The following is a 17,427-nucleotide window of genomic DNA, read 5'->3' as shown; positions in this document are numbered from 1 at the left end:
GGGGATCCAGAGAACCTTGGGAAATCAACCCCTTGCCAACTCTCCTGGATCCCCGCTTTCGCGGGGATGACGGTTGAGAGAAGCGAAGAAATGCAACCGCGCTCTTTTCCCCGGACAGCCGTGCGCGCAGGCGGGGATCCATAATTTCCAAAGCGGGTGGCTGCGGATGTTATGGATCTCCGCCTCCGCGGGGATGACGGTCTGGAAAGGGAATGAGCGTGGGGAAGCGTCCACCAGCCGCGAAACTGAGCGCCTATGCGCCGTCGCGGGGATGACGTTTGAGAGGGATAAGGTGGGTAATTGGGAGCGGCTTTCGCCGACTCACTCGCTCTTCGCGGCGACCTGCACCAGCGCGCCGGGCTTGCGGGCCGGCAGGGGGCAGGGCTTGCCGTCGGCGGAGGCGACCATCACGCCGCGCGTCGGCTTGCGCGCCGGCAGCACCGTGTCGGGGACCATCTGCAGCGCGAAGGTGGTCTGGGCCACCGCCTGCTTCGGCTTGTGGCCGGGGCGCACCGCCGGGGCGGACACCGGCGCCTGGAGCGGAGCCTGGGCGATCACCAGGGGCGCCGCGTCGTGGCCGCCGCGGCCACGCGGCGCGATCGTGAAGCGGGGCTCCGGATCCAGACGCTTCGACGTGGCGCCCTCGGGCAGGATGAAGCCGTAGGTCGGGTAGACGCGCTGGCCCAACTGGCCGGTCGGCTCATGCCAGACGCGGACCATGGACCAGTCGTTGTTGGCCGACACGTCGATGACGCGCATCCCGCGGCGCAGGCCGCGGGTGTTCAGCCAGGAATGGTCGACCTCGATGGTGCGGCGGTCGATGACGTTGCTGACCAGGGAAACGTGGCCGCGATTCATGCGGCCGGCGCGCTTGAACACCAGAACCGAACCGTCGGCCGGCGCGTGGTCGCGGGCGTAGCGGCCCTCGGCGCGGTTCCACCACATCCAGGCGTCGCCCTGGATCGTGAAGTCGGAAATGGATCGAACGACGCGGACGCAATCCTCTGCCTGCGCGGCAGGAATTGCCATGGGGCTGAGGACAAGAAACGCCGCCAGCGAAAGGCGGATTCCCAATCCATTCGTCCGCATGATACCCCCTTCCCTTCGTATCCCCTGTTTGGCTGGGTAACACGAGGTGCGGCGAGAGTCTACCCCGATTGATTTATCTGACCAACCGACCCGGACATAGGCAAACAAGCCAACCCCACTCTTTCTAAGGTTATGCGCCATGACTCACGCCGACCCTGCGACGTTCGTTCGCACCAACACGGCGATCGCCCATCCGTCGCTGTTGCCGGAGATGCGCCTGCACCTCGCCACCGAGGTCACGCCCCTGTGGGAGGCGACGGAGGCGACGCTGGCCCGCAACAACCTGCCGCCGCCCTACTGGGCGTTCGCCTGGCCGGGCGGGCAGGCGGTGGCCCGCTATGCCCTTGATAACCCTGAGGCTGTCCGGGGGAAGCGGGTGCTGGACTTCGCTGCCGGCACCGGACTGGTGGGCATCGCCTGCGCGCTGGCGGGTGCGGCGCACGTCCGCGCGGCGGAGATCGACGCCTTCGCGCTGGCCGCCATGGAGCTGAACGCCGCGCTCAACGGCGTCGCCCTGGAGGCGGTGAGCGACGACCTCGTCGGCCGCGACCTGCCGGACATCGACGTCGTGCTGGCGGGCGACGTCTGCTACGAGCGTCCGATGGCGGAGCGGGTCACCGCGTGGCTGCGGCGCATCGCCGCGACGGGCACGCTGGTGGTGCTGGGCGACCCCGGCCGCGCCTATGTGCCCACCTCGGGGCTCGAGCGTCTGGGGCGCTACGCCGTGCCGACCTCGCTGGAGCTGGAGGACCGCACGCTGCGCGAGACCAACGTCTGGCGCCTCCTGCCGGGCTGATCGGGCCGGGCTGATCGGCGAGTCCGTGCGTTATCCCTTCGACACGTTGGAGGAGGAGACATGCTGGACCGCATCAAGGCCATGTTCGACGCCTGGGAGAAGCGGCCGCCCGGGCCGGAGCACCGCGACACGCTGCACCTCGCGGCCGCCGTTCTGCTGGTCGAGGCGGCGCGCATGGACGACCGCATCGCGCCGGAGGAGCGCGCCCGCATCGCCGCCCTGGTGCGCGAGCGCTTCGGGCTGAGCGCCGATGAGGCCGCCGACCTGCTGGCCACCGCCGAATCGCAGGCGCGTGGCGTGGCCCCGCACTTCAACTACGTCAGCGTGGTGGTGGAGCGCTGCCCGCCCGAGCAGCGGCTGTGGCTGATCGACATGCTGTGGGAGGTCGTCTACGCCGACGGCGAGCTGACCGCGTTGGAGTCGAACCTGCTGCGCCGCATCGGCGGCCTGCTGCACGTCAGCGACGTCGAGGTGGGCGAGGCGCGCAAGCGCGTGCTGAAGCGCCTGGGCCTGCCGGAGGGGACGGGGGTGTGGGAGTGACTTGATCCTGCGGCACGGTGCCGCTTTTCCCCTCCCCCGCGCAGTGGGGGAGGGTTAGGGTGGGAGCCCGATGCAGGAACTCTTCCAGGACCTCTTATGCCCTACACCTCGTTGCGCGACTTCATCGACCGGCTGGAGGCCGCCGGGCGGCTCGTCGTCGTCCGGGAGCCGGTCTCCACCGTGCTGGAGATGACCGAGATCCAGACCCGCCTGCTGGCCGAGGGCGGGCCGGCGGTGCTGTTCGAGAACGTGATCAAGGCGGACGGCACGCGCTCCGAGATGCCGGTGCTGGTCAATCTGTTCGGCACGGTGGAGCGGGTCGCCTGGGGCATGGACCGCGAGCCGCACGAGCTGCGCGCGGTCGGCGAGACGCTGGCCTTCCTCAAGCAGCCGGAGCCGCCCGGCGGCTTCCGCGAGGCGCTGGAGCTGATCCCGCTGGCCAAGACCGTGCTGTCGATGAAGCCGAAGACCGTCGGCTCCGCGCCGTGTCAGGAGGTGGTGCTGACCGGCGACCAGATCGACCTCGGCCGCCTGCCGGTGCAGAGCTGCTGGCCCGGGGAGCCGGCGCCGCTGATCACCTGGCCGCTGGTGGTCACCAAGGGGCCGACCGGCAAACGCGAGGACGACTTCAACCTCGGCATCTACCGCATGCAGGTGCTGGGGCGGAACAAGACCATCATGCGCTGGCTGAAGCACCGCGGCGGCGCCCAGCACCACCGGCGCTGGGCGGCCAGCGGCAAGACGGAGCCGCTGCCCTGCGCGGTCGTGCTCGGCGCCGATCCCGGCACCATCCTGGCGGCCGTCACGCCGGTGCCGGACACCCTGTCGGAGTACCAGTTCGCCGGCCTGCTGCGCGGCCGGAAGGTGGAGTTGGTCGACTGCAAGACCGTCCCCCTCAAGGTCCCGGCGCAGGCCGAGATCGTGCTGGAAGGCCACGTCAGCCTGGACGAGACCGCCAATGAGGGACCGTACGGCGACCACACCGGCTACTACAACTCGGTCGAGCCGTTCCCGGTGTTCACGGTGACCGCGATGACCATGCGGCGCAACCCGATCTACCTGTCCACCTTCACCGGCCGCCCGCCGGACGAGCCGTCGGTGCTGGGCGAGGCGCTGAACGAGGTGTTCATCCCGCTGCTGACCCAGCAGTTCCCGGAGATCGTCGACTTCTGGCTGCCGCCCGAGGGCTGCTCCTACCGCATCGCCGTGGTCAGCATGAAGAAGGCCTACCCCGGCCACGCCAAGCGCGTGATGATGGGCGTGTGGTCGTTCCTGCGGCAGTTCATGTACACGAAGTGGGTGATCGTCGTGGACGACGACATCAACGCCCGCGACTGGAAGGATGTGATGTGGGCGATGTCCACCCGCATGGACCCGGCGCGCGACATCACGGTGATCGAGGGCACGCCCATCGACTACCTGGACTTCGCCAGCCCGGAATCGGGCCTCGGCGGCAAGGTCGGCCTGGACGCCACCAACAAGTGGCCGCCGGAGACCAAGCGCGAGTGGGGCGAGAAGATCCGCATGGACCAGGGCGTGGTCGACGAGGTCTCGCGGAAATGGGCGAGCTACGGGCTGCCGGGAAGCGGGACGCCGATCTGGAAGTAGGCGCGCGACTTCCGCGGAGTGAATGCTCGACATTCCTGACGGAGAGTGGTCCATCCACCGCCCGTCCATTGCGCGGTATTGTCCCTGATTTGGCTTCTTCGGGCCGGTCGTCCATGGCCGGGCAATGCAACGGATACGCCGTGCGGCAAACAGCCGCACGGCGACGCTGCGATTGCTTATGATACTTGGGGTGCCATTCCATCGTGGAGTGGCGGGCGATCATGAGTACAAATATATTCTATAGCGAGCGTCTCACTGCATCGCAGGTTGCGACCCTTGTCGATCTGTCGGCCGCCGCCTACGACGACAGCCCGTCGGTCCAGTCTTGGCAATCCATAACGTCGGACCTCGTCGCCTACGGGCTTAAATCCAGCGACATCAAAGGCACGTCGTATTCGCGATTGGCAGCGACGTTCGATGCAGCCGCCAGCTTCTGGACGACGAGAATAGCCGAGGCAAACGTTGCCCTGCTTAGGAACACCAGCACCAACGAGATCGCTGTCGCATTCCGCGGCACCAACGGAGCTGGAGACGCGTCCTATTGGACCAACATGGATGCGTACTATGAGATCTATAAGGATTTCTTCGCAGCCTTAAAAAATTACATCTCGGCCAAGGGCATAACCCGTCTATCGGTGACGGGGCACAGCCTGGGCGGCGCCATGGCTGAAAAGTTCGCCTACAGCTTCGAGAGAGAGAGCGGCTGTGCGGTTGACTGCGTCGGTGTTGCTTCACCGTGGGCCAGTTACAACGGCTCCGATATGAGTGTCGTCAATATCGGGCATTCCAACGATATCGTTTATTCCATTGCCGGTTGGAAGGGCGACAACGCGATTTCGAATTTGTACGTGGCGCTCGACAATGGCGGTTTTTTCTCGGATCTCGCCAATGTTACGGCGCATTCGGTCTCATTCTATCAGTACACGGCGCATAGGATCGCGGCGAGTTCCTTGCTCGGTGACATGACGAAGAACGATACCGTCATCGTCGATAATACGGGCGATGACGGCAAGCTGAGCGCCCAGGTCGCATCGGAATCGAAGAGCATCCTGCCGAGATTCACGAGCCAGAAGTTGTACGTGCTTGGTGGGTATGGCTCCGATTCCTATGATTTTTCAGCGGCTTCAGCGGGCAGTGCGCTGTACGCCGCACCGACGATCATCATCGAAGGTTCCTCCGGCAACGATTCGATCCGCGGCGGGCCGGGGCGCTGCGACGTCGCCGTCTATTCCGAGGAGTTCTCGCGCTACGACGCGGGCACCGGGAGCGGCGTCACCACGATCAACCATGCCCGAGGCTCGCGGTACGACGGCAACGACAGTTTGACCGCCGTGGAAATTGGCCGTTTCAAGGACCGCTCGGTGGATCTGGCGCTGCTCGACGGACCGACGTACACCACCTCCACAGCCATTTCGACCAGTTCCGGTCAGGCGGTGGGCAAGCTGTCCGTCACGCTGCCCACATCCATGCTCGACGGCAACGCCGACATCTCGATCAACTTGTCTTCGTCGGGGATCACCAAGAAGTACAACTTTGCCCTCGTCATCGATGTCTCGGGCAGCATGAGCGGGACCCCGCTGGAGGACGCCAAGGCGGCCTACATCACTCTGATCAATCATCTTGAGTCGATCGGCGCCGCCAGTTCCAGCACCTTCGCCGTCATTCCGTTCGCGTCGAGCGCCGATCTTTACAGTTCCCTGACGGCGAGCCAGGCACGCGACGCGATCCGCGGGCTGTCCGCTTCCGGCGGAACGGATTACGAGCAGGCGCTGATCAAGGCCCGAGACTACTTCAACGCGACCAGTGCGTACAATGTAACCAACATAACCTACTTCATGTCCGACGGAATGCCGAATGAGGGCAACTACAGCACCGTTGCTCCGCAGTTGCAGCGGCTGTCCGACGTCCGCGCCTATGGCATCGGGTCGGCCCAGCTGTCGGATCTGGACGCTGTCGATTCCAACGATGCGCAGCAACTGAAGTCGGCCAGTGAACTGGCGTCCGCCTTCACCGCGTCACAACTGCGCAAGGCTGACGTCGCGGGTATCGACATCCTGCTCAACGGCACCGTCGTGCGGCAATTGTCCAGCGCCGACCTGACCGAGGACACCCTTGGGCTGACCTACCACGGCACGGTGGCCGGTCTGGACACATCGCTCTTCGCGGCCAACGGCTTCGAGGTGCGCGCGCGGTTCACCGACCCGACGTGGGTGACGCCGGCCGTCAAGACCGAGGTCCACGCGTTCGACGCGACCTTGCGGGCGCGCAGCCGCGGGTTCAACTTCGACGGCGACCAGTACGACGACGTCCTTCTGCAATCCCAGTATGGGGCGGGCTCGACGGTCGGGTACAACACCGACGGACAGCCCTCGGCCGCACCAAGGCCAGGGGCGGTTGCCATTTGGACCATGGACGATACGGCGATCAAGACCGGGTCCGTCGCCAAGATCCTCAACGATACCAATTGGATGGCTGTTGGATCGTCGGATTTTGACGCCGACGGCAAGAGCGACGTGCTCCTCCGGCATCGGGATGGACGCGTGGCCGTCTGGTCGATGAACGGTGCCACCATCGCCAACGGCGGCGTGGTGAAGACGCTCAGCGATCCCAATTGGGCGATCGCGACGATCGGCGATTTCGACGGCAACGGCGCCGGGGACGTGATGCTCAAGCACACCGACGGCCGCATCGCGCTGTGGGAATTCAGCGGCGGGCAGTTCGTCCGCGGTGTGGTCGTGAAGACCCTGGCGGACGCCGCATGGAAGGTGGCGGCATCCGGCGACTTCGACGGCAACGGCCGGGAGGACGTCCTGTTTCAGCACGCCAGCGACGGACGCCTTGCCCTTTGGAGCATGGATGGTGCGAACATCGCCTCCACCAAGGTCGTCGCCACGCTGAACGACCGCGGCTGGAAGGTCGAGGGGGCCGGGGACTTCAACGCCGACGGCATCGACGACATCCTCCTCAAGCACACGGACGGACGTCTCAAGGTTTGGGAGCTGTCGGGGAGCGGATCCGTCACGGAGAAGGCCCTCCCGACCCTGTCGGATCCGAACTGGGACGTGGCCGCCCTTGGCGATTACAACGGCGATGGGCGAACGGATATAGTGTTTCAGAACCCTGACGGACGCATCGCCACATGGCTGATGGACGATTCGAACCGCCTGCACGCGGCCGTAACGAAGTCGTTCGCCGACAACCAGTGGACCGTGATCGGCGACGGACAATACGTCTGAAGCCTTGGCAAGGGTGCCGCGGCGGACCTCCGCCGCGGCAGTGCGCGCAACGGGCTTGTCTTCATCCGCTACACGCGGGGACGGGCACTCATGGCCGCCGCCCGCCCCGCATCATCTCCTCCGACGCGCGCAGCGAGAGCTGCGTCAGGCGGGCGCTGACGTCGAACCAGGCGCGCACCGCCTCGCCGACCACGCGGCCCTGAAGCTGCGCCAGGTGCAGCGGCGTGTTCATCCGGGCGAACTCCAGCGCCGCGTCGGCGGTGGCCAGCGTCGTCCGGTTCGCCCACTGCGCCCACGCCACGCTGGCCTCGTTGACCGTGCGGGCGGCCACCGACGGGGCGGCGGCGCCGAACGCTTCCACCCGTTCCAGCGCCGGCTGCGCGGTGCGGGTGACGGCGTCGGCGGTGTTGGCGGCGGCGCGGGTGCCGGTCTCCACCACGGCCCGCGCCGGGCGGGTCACCGCCTCGGCGGTCTGGCGGGCGCGCTGCTCCACCGCCTCGGCGGCCTCGCGCACACGGCGGGCCTCGGCGCGGCGCTGTTCGGCCTCGTCGCGCTTGGCCTCCTCGACCTCGGCGCGGCCGGCCTCGACCTTGTCGACGATGGCCTGCGCCTCCTCGTCGCTCAGCGCCTTCCTCACCGCCGGCAGCAGTTCCTTGCGCTCGTCGCGGACGTGCTGCTGGAACACCCGCTTCAGCTCGGCGAGCTTCTTCGGGAAGTCATCGCCGTCCTTGGGCAGGCGCTCCAACTCGGCCAGCAGGGCGCGGGCCTGCCGGTTGTCGTTGACCGCGTCGGTCACGAGGTCCTTGGTCTCCTTGTGCTTGCGCAGGACCGGGAAGAGGTGCTGCTCCTCCAGCCGGGCGTGCAGTTCCAGTTCCTCCTTCAGTTCGGCGAACAGCCTCTCGCGGGTCTTCACCGCGCCGTCGCCGGTCTCGGCCAGCTTGCCGAACAGCTCGACGGCCCTGGCCGGGCCGGCCTGGATCATCTGCGTGATGGTCATCGTCAATACCCCTGCGGTTGCCGGTGCGGCGCAACACGCCTTTGCTGCGTCGCAGCATCCGGAGAACTGATGGCCGGCGAAACAGTTCCATGCCACGCAATAGTTTCATTACAAAGAACAATGAGTGGCAAAGTGCGGCGTTTATCGCGATAAAGAAAAACGGTTCAATCCGGTCAACGCCACACGGCACCGACCCACCACGAACCGAAGGAATTCCGCCATGACCGACTCCCGCACCGCCTCGTACGCCGCCCTCCTGCTGCGCGTCTCCCTGGGCGTCCTGTTCCTCGCGCACGGCCTGATGAAGGTCTTCGTCTTCACCGTTCCCGGCACCGTCGCCTTCTTCGAGCAGATCGGCTACCCGGGCTTCTTCGCCTACCTCGTGATCCTCGCCGAACTCGGCGGCGGCCTGCTGCTGGCGCTGGGCGTGCAGACCCGGCTGGTCGCGCTGGCCCTGGTGCCGGTGATGGTCGGCGCCACGCTGCAGCACGCCGGCAACGGCTGGGTGTTCTCCGCGCCGGGCGGCGGCTGGGAGTTCCCGGCGTTCTGGACCGTGCTGCTCGGCGTGCAGGCCCTGCTGGGCGACGGCGCCCTGGCGCTGAAGCTGCCGCTGGTGGAGCGCCTGACCGCACGCACCGCAGCCTGATCGCAGCCTGGGGTTTCGGAAAATCGTCTTCTGATCGCGGCGGCGTGCGGGTAGGCTCTCGGGCCTTCCGCGCGCCGCGGCGCGTTTCCGCCTTTCGAAAGCCCCATGACCGAGCACCCGAAGCCCTCCGTGCCTCTGCTGGTCGCCGCCACCGCGACCGGGCCGCTGGCGCTCAACATCTTCGTGCCGTCCATGCCCGGCATGGAGCGGGTGTTCGACGCCAGCCACGCCACGGTGCAGCTCACGCTATCGCTCTACCTGATCGGCGTGGCGGTCGGGCAGCTGGTGTACGGGCCGCTGTCGGACCGCTGGGGGCGGCGCCCGGTGCTGCTCGCCGGGCTCGGCCTCTACGCGGCGGCCAGCCTCGCCTGCGCGCTGGCGCCCTCCATCGGGCTGCTGGTCCTCGGCCGGGCGGCGCAGGCGGTGGGCGGCTGCGCCGGCATGGTCATCGCCCGCGCCATCGTGCGCGACGCCTGGAGCCGCGAGGAGGCCACGCGGGTCCTGGCGCTGGTCATCGCCGGCATGGCGGTCGCGCCGATGGTGGCGCCGGCGCTGGGCGGCTTCCTCGACGAGTGGTTCGGCTGGCGCGCCGGCTTCCTGCTGCTGGTCGGCTTCGGCGGGCTGGTGTGGGCGGCGGCGCTGCGCGGCCTGCCCGAGACGCACCGCGACCTCACCCCGCTGCCCGGCCCGTCCGCGCTGTGGCAGGCCTACCGCGCGCTGTTCGGGCGGCGGCTGTTCCTGGGCTATGCGCTGGTGGTCGGCTGGATGACCGGGGGCTTCTTCGTGTTCCTGGCCGGCGCGGCGCACGCCATGAGCGTCACGCTGCACCGCCCGCCCAGCGAGTACGGGCTGTACTTCGTGCTTCTGTCGGCCGGCTACATGGGCGGCAACATGGCGGTGTCGCGGCTGGCCGGGCGGGTGCGGCTGGAGGCGCTGGCCTTTGCCGGGCTGCTGTTGTCGGTGGCCGGGCCGCTGGTGATCGGCGGCTTCCTGGCGGCCGGGCATTTCTCGCCGGCGAGCCTGTTCCTGCCGACGGTGCTGTTGTGCGTCGGCAACGGCCTGACCCTCCCGGTCACCATCACTGCCGCCGTCGGCGTCGACCTCCGGCTGGCCGGCACGGCCTCCGGCTTGGTGGGGTTCGTGCAGATGGGGATCGGCGCCGCGGCCTCGGCGGCGACCGGCCTGTTCGAGCCGGGCGACCCGGTGGTGATGGCGGCCGGCATGCTGCTGACCAACCTCGCCGCGCTGGCCGCCTGGGCCTACGCCCGCGGCGGGGGCAGAAGAAGGGGAGGACAGGCGGGGGAGGGGGAATCGGCCGTCCGGCCGGCATAAACCTCTGTCCTCTTCAGCCGGTGCTCCCCATCTGCTAGACACGCTACCGTGACCCTTCGGAGACGCTTTGCATGGCCGACGTGCTGAATCTGCTGGAAGACCTTATCCGCAAGGCGCGCGCCGCCGGTGCCGACGCCGCCGACGCGGTGCTGTTCGACAGCGCCTCCCTCTCGCTCAGCCAGCGCCTCGGCAAGCCGGAGAAGCTGGAGCGCTCCGAATCCGGCGACCTCGGCCTGCGGGTGTTCGTCGGCCGGCGGCAGGCCATCGTCTCCTCCACGGACCGCAGCGCCCGCGCGCTGGACGAGCTGGTGGAGCGCGCCGTCGCCATGGCCCGCGTGGTGCCGGAGGATCCGTTCGCCGGCCTCGCCGATCCCGACCAACTGGCCCGCGAATGGCCGGACCTCGACATCTGCGATCCCGAGGAGCCCGCCCCGGATTCGATGATCGAGCAGGCCCGCGTCGCCGAGGAGGCCGCGCTGGCGGTGCCCGGCGTGACCAACTCGGAAGGCGCCGACGCCGGCTGGAGCCGGTCGACCGTCGCCATCGCCGCCTCCAACGGCTTCGCCGGGTCGTACAGCGTGTCGCGCCGCTCGCTCTCCGCGTCGGTGCTCGCCGGCGAGGGCACGGCGATGGAGCGCGACTACGAGTACGACAGCAAGGTCTACGGCGCCGACCTGCGCTCCGCCGCCGACATCGGTCGCGAGGCCGGCGAGAAGGCGGTGCGTCGCCTGAACCCGCGCAAGGTGAAGAGCCAGAAGGTGCCGGTGGTGCTGGATCCGCGCGTGTCGCGCGGCCTGCTCGGCCACATGACCGGCGCCATCAGCGGCCCGGCGGTGGCGCGTGGCACCAGCTTCCTGAAGGACAAGCTGAACCAGCAGATCTTCCCGGCCGGCGTCACCGTGGTGGACGACCCGTGGGTGCGCCGCGGCATGCGCTCCCGCCCCTTCGACGCCGAGGGCGTGGCGGTGCAGAAGCGCACCATCATCGAGGACGGACGGCTGACCACCTGGCTGCTCGACCTGCGCTCGGCCCGGCAGCTCGGCCTCGCCACCACCGGCCACGCGTCGCGCGGCACCTCCGGCCCGCCGGGACCGGCGCCCTCCAACATCTACCTGGCGGCCGGCGCCCGCTCGCGCGACGCCATCCTCGGCGAGATCAAGGACGGCCTCTACATCACCGAGATGATGGGCATGGGCGTCAACGGCGTGACCGGCGACTACAGCCGCGGCGCCAGCGGCTTCTGGATCGAGAACGGCCAGCTGGCCTACCCGGTCAGCGAGCTGACGGTCGCCGGCAACCTCAAGGAGATGTTCCTGAACCTGGAGGTCGCCAGCGACCTGGAGCTGCGCTACGGCATGGACGCGCCGACGGTGCGCATCGACGGCATGACCGTCGCCGGCATGTAGATCCTCAATGCCCCTCTCCCCTGAGGGAGAGGGGCATTTTCAAGGCGCCGCTACCGCACCACGTTGCGCACGACGTCGCGCACCACGCCGTGCACGGCGTCGAGGATCAGCAAGTCGGCGCCCAGCAGGATGCATTCCCAGCCGCTGCGGCAGGCGGGGACCTGCTGGATCAGTGCGGGCGGCGCCTGCTTCTTGGCGATGCCCGGCGGCAGCGGCTTGCCGCGGGCGACGTTCTTGGCGATGCCGGGCGGCAGCGGGCTGACGCCCACCGGGTTGGCGATGAAGTAGTTCTGGATCACCGTGCGGTCGCTGGTGGTGATCACGATGCCGGCGCCGCCGGCCTCGTCCTTGCCCTTGCCCGGCTTGCTGGCCTTGCCCGGCGGCCCGTCCTGGTCCGCGCCGTCCGCCCAGGGCGGACCGCCTCCCGGGCCCGCCTCGTGCGGGTTGCCGTGGCCCTTGCCGTGCCCGCCCTTCTCGGCCAGCGCCGGCCCGGCGGCCAGCGCCACCGCCAGACCCAGCGCCGCGGCGCGGTGTGCGTATCCCGTCATGTCTCCGATCCTCCGGTGAATGGCCGCGCTTGCGGTGGCGAACGCCCCGGCGGCCTTGCTTATTCCCATGATCCGAAGCTGGGGCTAGAGCGTGCGCCCCGCAACGATGGCGGCCAGCACCACCCAGCCGAACCAGCGGTTCGACTTGAACTTGGCCAGACAGTCGCCCTGGTCGTCGGGGTTCCACACCGCCACCTGCCACGCCAGCTGCAGGATGGCCAGCGTCAGCACCGCGCGGAAGCCCCAGCCCAGCCCGGCCAGCTGCCCGGCCAGCCCGATGCCCAGCAGCGCCAGCGTGTAGAAGCCGTAGATCCAGATCTTGCTCTGGTCGCCCAGGCGCAGCGCGGTGGACTTGACGCCGATGCGGGCGTCGTCCTCCTTGTCCTGGTGGGCGTAGATGGTGTCGTAGCCGAGCGTCCAGGCGATGCCGCCGGCGTACAGCGCCAGCGCCGGCCACCCCAGGTCGCCGCGCACCGCCGTCCAGCCGACCAGCGCCCCCCAGTTGAAGGCGAGGCCGAGGAACGCCTGCGGCCACCACGTGATGCGCTTCATCAGCGGGTAGGTGAACACCAGCACCAGCGACAGCACGCCCAGCCCGATGGTCGTGGCGTTGAACTGCAGCAGCACCGCCAGCCCGATCAGCAGCTGCAGCGCCAGGAAGGCCAGGGCCTGCCGCACGCTGACCTGGCCGGAGGGGATCGGCCGCGCGCGGGTGCGCTCCACCCGGGCGTCGAAGTCGCGGTCGAGGATGTCGTTGACCGTGCAGCCGGCCCCCCGCATCGTCACCGCGCCGACGGCGAACAGCACGAACAGCCACGGGTCCGGCCAGCCGTTGGAGGCCAGCGCCGCGCTCCACCAGCAGGGGAACAGCAGCAGCCACGTGCCGATCGGCCGGTCGAGCCGGGCCAGCAGCAGGTACGGGCGCACGGACGGCGGCGCCCAGCGGTCGATCCAGCCCTGGCGGATGTCGGTGAAGCCGGAGTCCGGCTGCGAGGATGAGGTGCTCATGGGACGGCCAAGGTAGCCAGCCCTGCCCTCGTGGGCAAGGCGGGCGGGCAAGGCGGGGGAAAACCCTTGCCGGTTCTCCGAGCGCCCTCGTAAGCTTTTACCGCCTCGACGCGCAGTCAGGAACGGCATGCTCAATCCGCGCCACCTCGTGTTCCTCGTCGCTGCGGCGCTGCTGCCCGTCGTGCTGTTCACGGCGCTGGTCGTCGCACACTACAGCGGGGTTGAGCGCACGCTCATCGATGAGCGGCTGCGCGCCACTGCCGCGACCGCCGCCGCCACCGTGGACCGCCAGCTCGCCCGCGAGATCGCGGCGGTGCAGACGCTCGCCACCTCGGAGTCGCTGCAGTCGGGCGACATCGCCGCCTTCGACCGCGCCGCGCGCCGCGCGCTGGGGGCCAGCGGCTACTGGCTGTCGGTGATCCTGACCGACGACACGCGCCAGCTGGTGAACACCCGGCTGCCGTTCGGCGCGCCGTTGCCGGTGCCGGCCTTATCCGAGGATCTGCGGGTGGTTCTGAACAGCGGCCGCACCATCGTCAGCGGGCTGTTGCGGCTGCCGGAGCGGATCGCGGAGCCGGTAATCTCCATCCGCGCGCCGGTCAGCGTCGCCGGGCAGGTCCGCCACACGCTGGTGGTGACGCTGCCGGCCTGGACGTTCCACACCGTGCTGGGCGAGCATCCGACCATGCCCGGCGGCCGGCTGTTGCTGCTCGACCGCGACAACCGGGTGATCGCCCGCACGCTGTCGCGCGACCAGTACGACCCGGCTGTCGGCAGCCATCCCACGCCCTCCCAGTTCGCCGGGGTTTCCCAGGGGCCGTCCGGCAGCTTCGAGGCCGATGCGCTCGACGGCACGCCGGTGTTCGGCGTCTACGCCACCGCGCCGCTGTCCGGCTGGAAGGTGCTGGTCGGCACGCCGCGCTCCGCCATCCAGGAGATCCTGCGGCAGGCCCAATGGGCGCTGTACGGCGGCGGCGCGCTGGCGCTGGCGCTGGCCGTGGTTCTCGCGCAGGCGATGATCCGCTCCTTCACCCGCCGCCAGCTGGCCGAGCGGCGGCTCGCCGACCTCCAGGCCGAGAAGGCGACCGAGCGCCGGCTCGGCGACATCGCCGCCAACTTCCCCGGCGTGATCTTCCGCCGCGTCCTGCGCCCCGACGGGACGGTCGCCTACCCGTACCTCAGCGACGCGGCCGAGCGGGCGCTGGGGCTGGAGCCCGGCACGGTGCGAAGCGGACTTGTCGACACCGACGCGGTGCTCGCCCGGATGACACCGGAGACCGCGGAGCGCTGGACAGAGGCGATGGCCCGCACCGCCCGCACGCTGGAGCCCATGCGCCTGGAGGGCGAGCTGCACGACGCCGACGGCGCTCTGCGCCGGCTGCGCACGCACGCCACCACCACCCGCCTGCCGGACGGCACCGTGGTGTGGGACGGCGTGGTGCTCGACGTCACCGACCTGCACGAGGCGGAGCGGGCCAAGCGCGAGCACGCCGAGCGGCTGGACTTCGCGCTCGACTGCGCCAACGCCGGGCTGTGGGACTGGGACGTGACCACCGGTCGCATTACCTGGTCGAACAGCGAGTGGCGGCTGTTCGGCTATCCCGCCCCCGAGGGGGAACCGACGCGCGAGCATCTGGAGCGCCGCCTGCACCCTGAAGACCGCGAGCGCTTCTGGACCGAGACGAAGGCCTCGGTGGCGGCGGTGGTGCCCTTCGCCAGCGAGTTCCGCGTCGTCGATCCCAACGGGCAGGTGCGCTGGCTGGCCGCCATCGGCCGGACCTTCGCCGACTCCTCTGGGCGGACGGTGCGGATGACCGGCCTTAACCTCGACGTCACCGACCGCCACGCCATCGAGGACGCGCTGCGGGACGCCAAGGACGAGGCGGAGCGCGCCAACGTCAGCAAGTCGAAGTTCCTGGCCGCCGCCAGCCACGACCTGCGCCAGCCGGTGCAGTCGCTGCTGTTCTTCGTCCACGTGCTGGGCGAGCGTCTGGCCGGGCACGAGGCGCAGCCGCTGGTCGGCACCATGCACCAGGCGCTGGACGCGCTGAAGGGCCTGCTCGACGGCATCCTCGACCTGTCGAAGCTGGACGCCGGGGTGATCGCGCCGCGGGCGGCGCCGTTCGCGGTCGGCCCGCTGCTGGAGCGGCTGGAGGCCGAGTATGCGCCGCGCTTCGCCGCCAAGCGGCTCGACCTGACGGTGGTGCCCTGTGCGCTGAGCGTGGACAGCGACGCGACGCTGCTCGGCCGCATCCTCGGCAACCTGCTGGAGAACGCGCTGAAGTACACCGAGCGCGGCGGCGTGCTGGTCGGTGCGCGGCGGCGCGGCGGCGTGCTGCGGGTGGAGGTGTGGGACACCGGCATCGGCATCCCGCCGGAACGGCTGGACGACATCTTCGACGAGTTCGTGCAGGTGGACAACCCGGCGCGCGACCGCATGCAGGGGCTCGGCCTCGGCCTCGCCATCGTCAGGCGGCTGGCCCGGCTGCTCGGCCACCGGCTGGAGGTGCGCTCGCGGCCCGGGCACGGCTCGGTCTTCGCGGTGGAAGTGCCGCTGAGCGCCACCGTGCCGCGCGCCGTGCCGCCGCCGCCGCCCTCCGCCGAGACCGCCTCCGGCGCCCTGGCCGTGATCATCGACGACGACGCGATCGTTCTGCAGGGGCTGCGCGCGATGCTGGAAACCTGGGACTGCGCGGTGATCGACGCACCCGACGCCGACACCGCGCTGCGCCGCGCCGAGGCGTACGGCCGCCGCCCGGACGTGGTGATCGCCGACTTCCGCCTGCGCGAGGGCCACACCGGCGTGGAGGCCATCGCCGCGCTGCGCCGGGTGTTCGGGGCGGAGCTTCCGGCCATCCTGCTGACCGGCGACACCGCCCCGGCGCTCCGGGCGGAGGCCACCGGCCGCGGCCTCGTCACGCTGCACAAGCCGGTGCCGCCGGCCGAGCTGCATCGCCTGCTCTGCGACCTCCTCAGGACGCCGCCGGTGCCGGCCGGGCGCGCATAGGACATGGGAATGACGGAACGGAAGCCGCTGCCGCGCGGCGTGTGGGCGCTTGGGCTGGTCAGCTTGCTGATGGACCTCTCGTCGGAGATGATCCACAGCCTGCTGCCGGTCTTCCTCGTCACCGTGCTGGGCGCCAGCGCCCTGTCGGTGGGCATCATCGAGGGAGTCGCCGAGGCGACGTCCTCCATCGTCAAGCTGTTCTCCGGCACGCTCAGCGACCGCATCGGCCGGCGCAAGCCGCTGGCGCTGCTCGGCTACGGCATGGCGGCGGTCACCAAGCCGCTGTTCCCGCTGGCCTCCTCCGTCGCCATGGTGCTGGCGGCGCGATTCGTCGACCGGGTGGGGAAGGGCATCCGCGGCGCCCCGCGCGACGCCCTGGTCGCCGACCTCACCCCGCCGGAGCAGCGCGGTGCCGCCTACGGCCTGCGGCAGGCGCTCGACACGGTGGGCGCGGTGCTGGGTCCGCTGGCGGCGATGGCGCTGATGGCGCTGTCGTCGGACGACGTGCGGCTGGTGTTCTGGGTGGCGGCGCTGCCCGCCGTTCTGTGCGTGGTGGTGCTGGCGCTGGGCGTGCGCGAGCCGCCGGGCATTCCCAAGGCGCGGGCCCTCCACCCGATCTGGACGCGCGCGGGGCTGGCCGGGCTGGGCCGGCCGTTCTGGGCGCTGGTCGCGGTGGCGGTGGTGATGACGCTGGCGCGCTTTTCCGAGGCGTTCCTGGTGCTGCGCGCGCAGGACGTGGGACTGGCGTTGGCGCTGGTGCCGGCGGTGATGGTGGCGATGAACGTCACCTACACGGTGACCGCCTACCCGGTGGGCGCGCTGTCCGACCGCATCGGCCGGCACGGGCTGCTGCTCGCCGGATTCGCCGTGCTGATCCTCAGCGACGCGGCGCTGGCGCTGGCCGACGGGCCGCTGCTGGTGGTCATCGGGGCGGCGCTGTGGGGCGTGCACATGGGGATGACGCAGGGCCTGCTCGCCGCCTTGGTCGCCGACGGCGCCCCGACCGACCGCCGCGGCACGGCGTTCGGCGTGTTCAATCTGGTGACCGGGCTGGCCCTGCTGGCCGCCAGCGTGCTGGCCGGCGCGTTGTGGAGCGCGATCGGCCCGGCGGCGACGTTCTGGGCCGGCGCCGGATTCTCGGCCGCCGCGCTGTTGGGGCTGTTGCTGGTGCGGCGGGGTTTTCCCCTATAATCCGGCACCCGTTGCCCGAGGAT

General features: G+C 69.8%; 13 protein-coding genes. 9 read left to right on the top strand and 4 right to left on the bottom strand.

Going from position 1 to position 17,427, the window contains the following annotated elements; translation table 11 throughout:
• Positions 1-321 precede the first annotated feature (321 nt).
• The gene (locus tag ACRWK7_RS11375; RefSeq protein ID WP_431856331.1) at positions 322-1,029 is read right to left on the bottom strand and encodes a CHAP domain-containing protein; all 708 of its coding nucleotides are present in this window, start codon (positions 1,027-1,029) and stop codon (positions 322-324) included.
• A 199-nt stretch (positions 1,030-1,228) separates the two neighbouring features.
• On the opposite strand from ACRWK7_RS11375, the gene ACRWK7_RS11370 reads away from it, so the two are divergent.
• From ACRWK7_RS11370 to ACRWK7_RS11355, 4 genes are all read left to right on the top strand, one after another.
• Positions 1,229-1,885 (top strand): class I SAM-dependent methyltransferase, encoded by a 657-nt coding sequence (locus tag ACRWK7_RS11370; RefSeq protein WP_431856330.1) that lies wholly within the window; start codon positions 1,229-1,231, stop codon positions 1,883-1,885.
• Positions 1,886-1,945: 60 nt separating this feature from the next.
• Complete coding sequence (locus ACRWK7_RS11365) at positions 1,946-2,425, top strand: TerB family tellurite resistance protein (RefSeq protein ID WP_431856329.1); 480 nt, start codon at positions 1,946-1,948, stop codon at positions 2,423-2,425.
• Between the two features lie 96 nt (positions 2,426-2,521).
• Positions 2,522-4,033, top strand: coding sequence for a UbiD family decarboxylase (locus ACRWK7_RS11360; RefSeq protein ID WP_431856328.1), 1,512 nt, complete (start codon positions 2,522-2,524; stop codon positions 4,031-4,033).
• Between the two features lie 203 nt (positions 4,034-4,236).
• Positions 4,237-7,269 (top strand): FG-GAP-like repeat-containing protein, encoded by a 3,033-nt coding sequence (locus ACRWK7_RS11355; protein ID WP_431856327.1) that lies wholly within the window; start codon positions 4,237-4,239, stop codon positions 7,267-7,269.
• Between the two features lie 88 nt (positions 7,270-7,357).
• Here the strand turns inward: ACRWK7_RS11355 and ACRWK7_RS11350 are convergent, their stop codons facing one another.
• Positions 7,358-8,266, bottom strand: coding sequence for a hemerythrin domain-containing protein (locus ACRWK7_RS11350; protein ID WP_431856326.1), 909 nt, complete (start codon positions 8,264-8,266; stop codon positions 7,358-7,360).
• A 220-nt stretch (positions 8,267-8,486) separates the two neighbouring features.
• Here ACRWK7_RS11350 and ACRWK7_RS11345 point away from each other — a divergent pair, with 220 nt between their 5' ends.
• The 3 genes from ACRWK7_RS11345 (at position 8,487) to ACRWK7_RS11335 (ending at position 11,650) form a co-directional block, all read left to right on the top strand.
• Entirely contained in the window at positions 8,487-8,912 is a 426-nt protein-coding gene (locus ACRWK7_RS11345) for a DoxX family protein (protein WP_431856325.1), read from the top strand.
• Positions 8,913-9,017: 105 nt separating this feature from the next.
• Positions 9,018-10,244, top strand: coding sequence for a multidrug effflux MFS transporter (locus ACRWK7_RS11340; protein WP_431856324.1), 1,227 nt, complete (start codon positions 9,018-9,020; stop codon positions 10,242-10,244).
• 71 nt (positions 10,245-10,315) lie between these two features.
• A complete protein-coding gene (locus ACRWK7_RS11335) occupies positions 10,316-11,650 on the top strand; it encodes a TldD/PmbA family protein (RefSeq protein WP_431856323.1) in 1,335 nt (444 codons plus the stop codon).
• Positions 11,651-11,700: 50 nt separating this feature from the next.
• Here ACRWK7_RS11335 and ACRWK7_RS11330 read toward each other — a convergent pair whose 3' ends face one another.
• Entirely contained in the window at positions 11,701-12,198 is a 498-nt protein-coding gene (locus ACRWK7_RS11330) for an anti-virulence regulator CigR family protein (RefSeq protein WP_431856322.1), read from the bottom strand.
• A gap of 84 nt (positions 12,199-12,282) precedes the next feature.
• A complete protein-coding gene (gene ubiA / locus ACRWK7_RS11325) occupies positions 12,283-13,206 on the bottom strand; it encodes a 4-hydroxybenzoate octaprenyltransferase (RefSeq protein WP_431856321.1) in 924 nt (307 codons plus the stop codon).
• Between the two features lie 127 nt (positions 13,207-13,333).
• Between ubiA and ACRWK7_RS11320 the strand changes: the two genes are divergently transcribed.
• Together ACRWK7_RS11320 and ACRWK7_RS11315 are read left to right on the top strand one after the other, a co-directional pair.
• Positions 13,334-16,213, top strand: a complete 2,880-nt coding sequence (locus ACRWK7_RS11320; protein ID WP_431856320.1) for an ATP-binding protein — start codon at positions 13,334-13,336, stop codon at positions 16,211-16,213.
• A 9-nt stretch (positions 16,214-16,222) separates the two neighbouring features.
• The gene (locus ACRWK7_RS11315) at positions 16,223-17,404 is read left to right on the top strand and encodes an MFS transporter (protein ID WP_431856319.1); all 1,182 of its coding nucleotides are present in this window, start codon (positions 16,223-16,225) and stop codon (positions 17,402-17,404) included.
• Positions 17,405-17,427: the final 23 nt, after the last annotated feature.

It is taken from the genome of Azospirillum sp. (assembly GCF_050789165.1).
Note: the sequence above shows the minus strand (reverse complement) of the source record. Positions and strands in the feature narration are given on the sequence as shown.

Bases quoted from the DNA above. Each gene is read 5' to 3' on its own strand.
- ACRWK7_RS11375 (WP_431856331.1), bottom strand. From the start codon at position 1,029: ATGGCAATTCCTGCCGCGCAGGCAGAGGATTGCGTCCGCGTCGTTCGA.
- ACRWK7_RS11345 (WP_431856325.1), top strand. From the start codon at position 8,487: ATGACCGACTCCCGCACCGCCTCGTACGCCGCCCTCCTGCTGCGCGTC.
- ACRWK7_RS11370 (WP_431856330.1), top strand. From the start codon at position 1,229: ATGACTCACGCCGACCCTGCGACGTTCGTTCGCACCAACACGGCGATC.
- ACRWK7_RS11340 (WP_431856324.1), top strand. From the start codon at position 9,018: ATGACCGAGCACCCGAAGCCCTCCGTGCCTCTGCTGGTCGCCGCCACC.
- ACRWK7_RS11330 (WP_431856322.1), bottom strand. From the start codon at position 12,198: ATGACGGGATACGCACACCGCGCCGCGGCGCTGGGTCTGGCGGTGGCG.
- ACRWK7_RS11365 (WP_431856329.1), top strand. From the start codon at position 1,946: ATGCTGGACCGCATCAAGGCCATGTTCGACGCCTGGGAGAAGCGGCCG.
- ubiA (WP_431856321.1), bottom strand. From the start codon at position 13,206: ATGAGCACCTCATCCTCGCAGCCGGACTCCGGCTTCACCGACATCCGC.
- ACRWK7_RS11320 (WP_431856320.1), top strand. From the start codon at position 13,334: ATGCTCAATCCGCGCCACCTCGTGTTCCTCGTCGCTGCGGCGCTGCTG.
- ACRWK7_RS11350 (WP_431856326.1), bottom strand. From the start codon at position 8,266: ATGACCATCACGCAGATGATCCAGGCCGGCCCGGCCAGGGCCGTCGAG.
- ACRWK7_RS11335 (WP_431856323.1), top strand. From the start codon at position 10,316: ATGGCCGACGTGCTGAATCTGCTGGAAGACCTTATCCGCAAGGCGCGC.
- ACRWK7_RS11360 (WP_431856328.1), top strand. From the start codon at position 2,522: ATGCCCTACACCTCGTTGCGCGACTTCATCGACCGGCTGGAGGCCGCC.
- ACRWK7_RS11315 (WP_431856319.1), top strand. From the start codon at position 16,223: ATGACGGAACGGAAGCCGCTGCCGCGCGGCGTGTGGGCGCTTGGGCTG.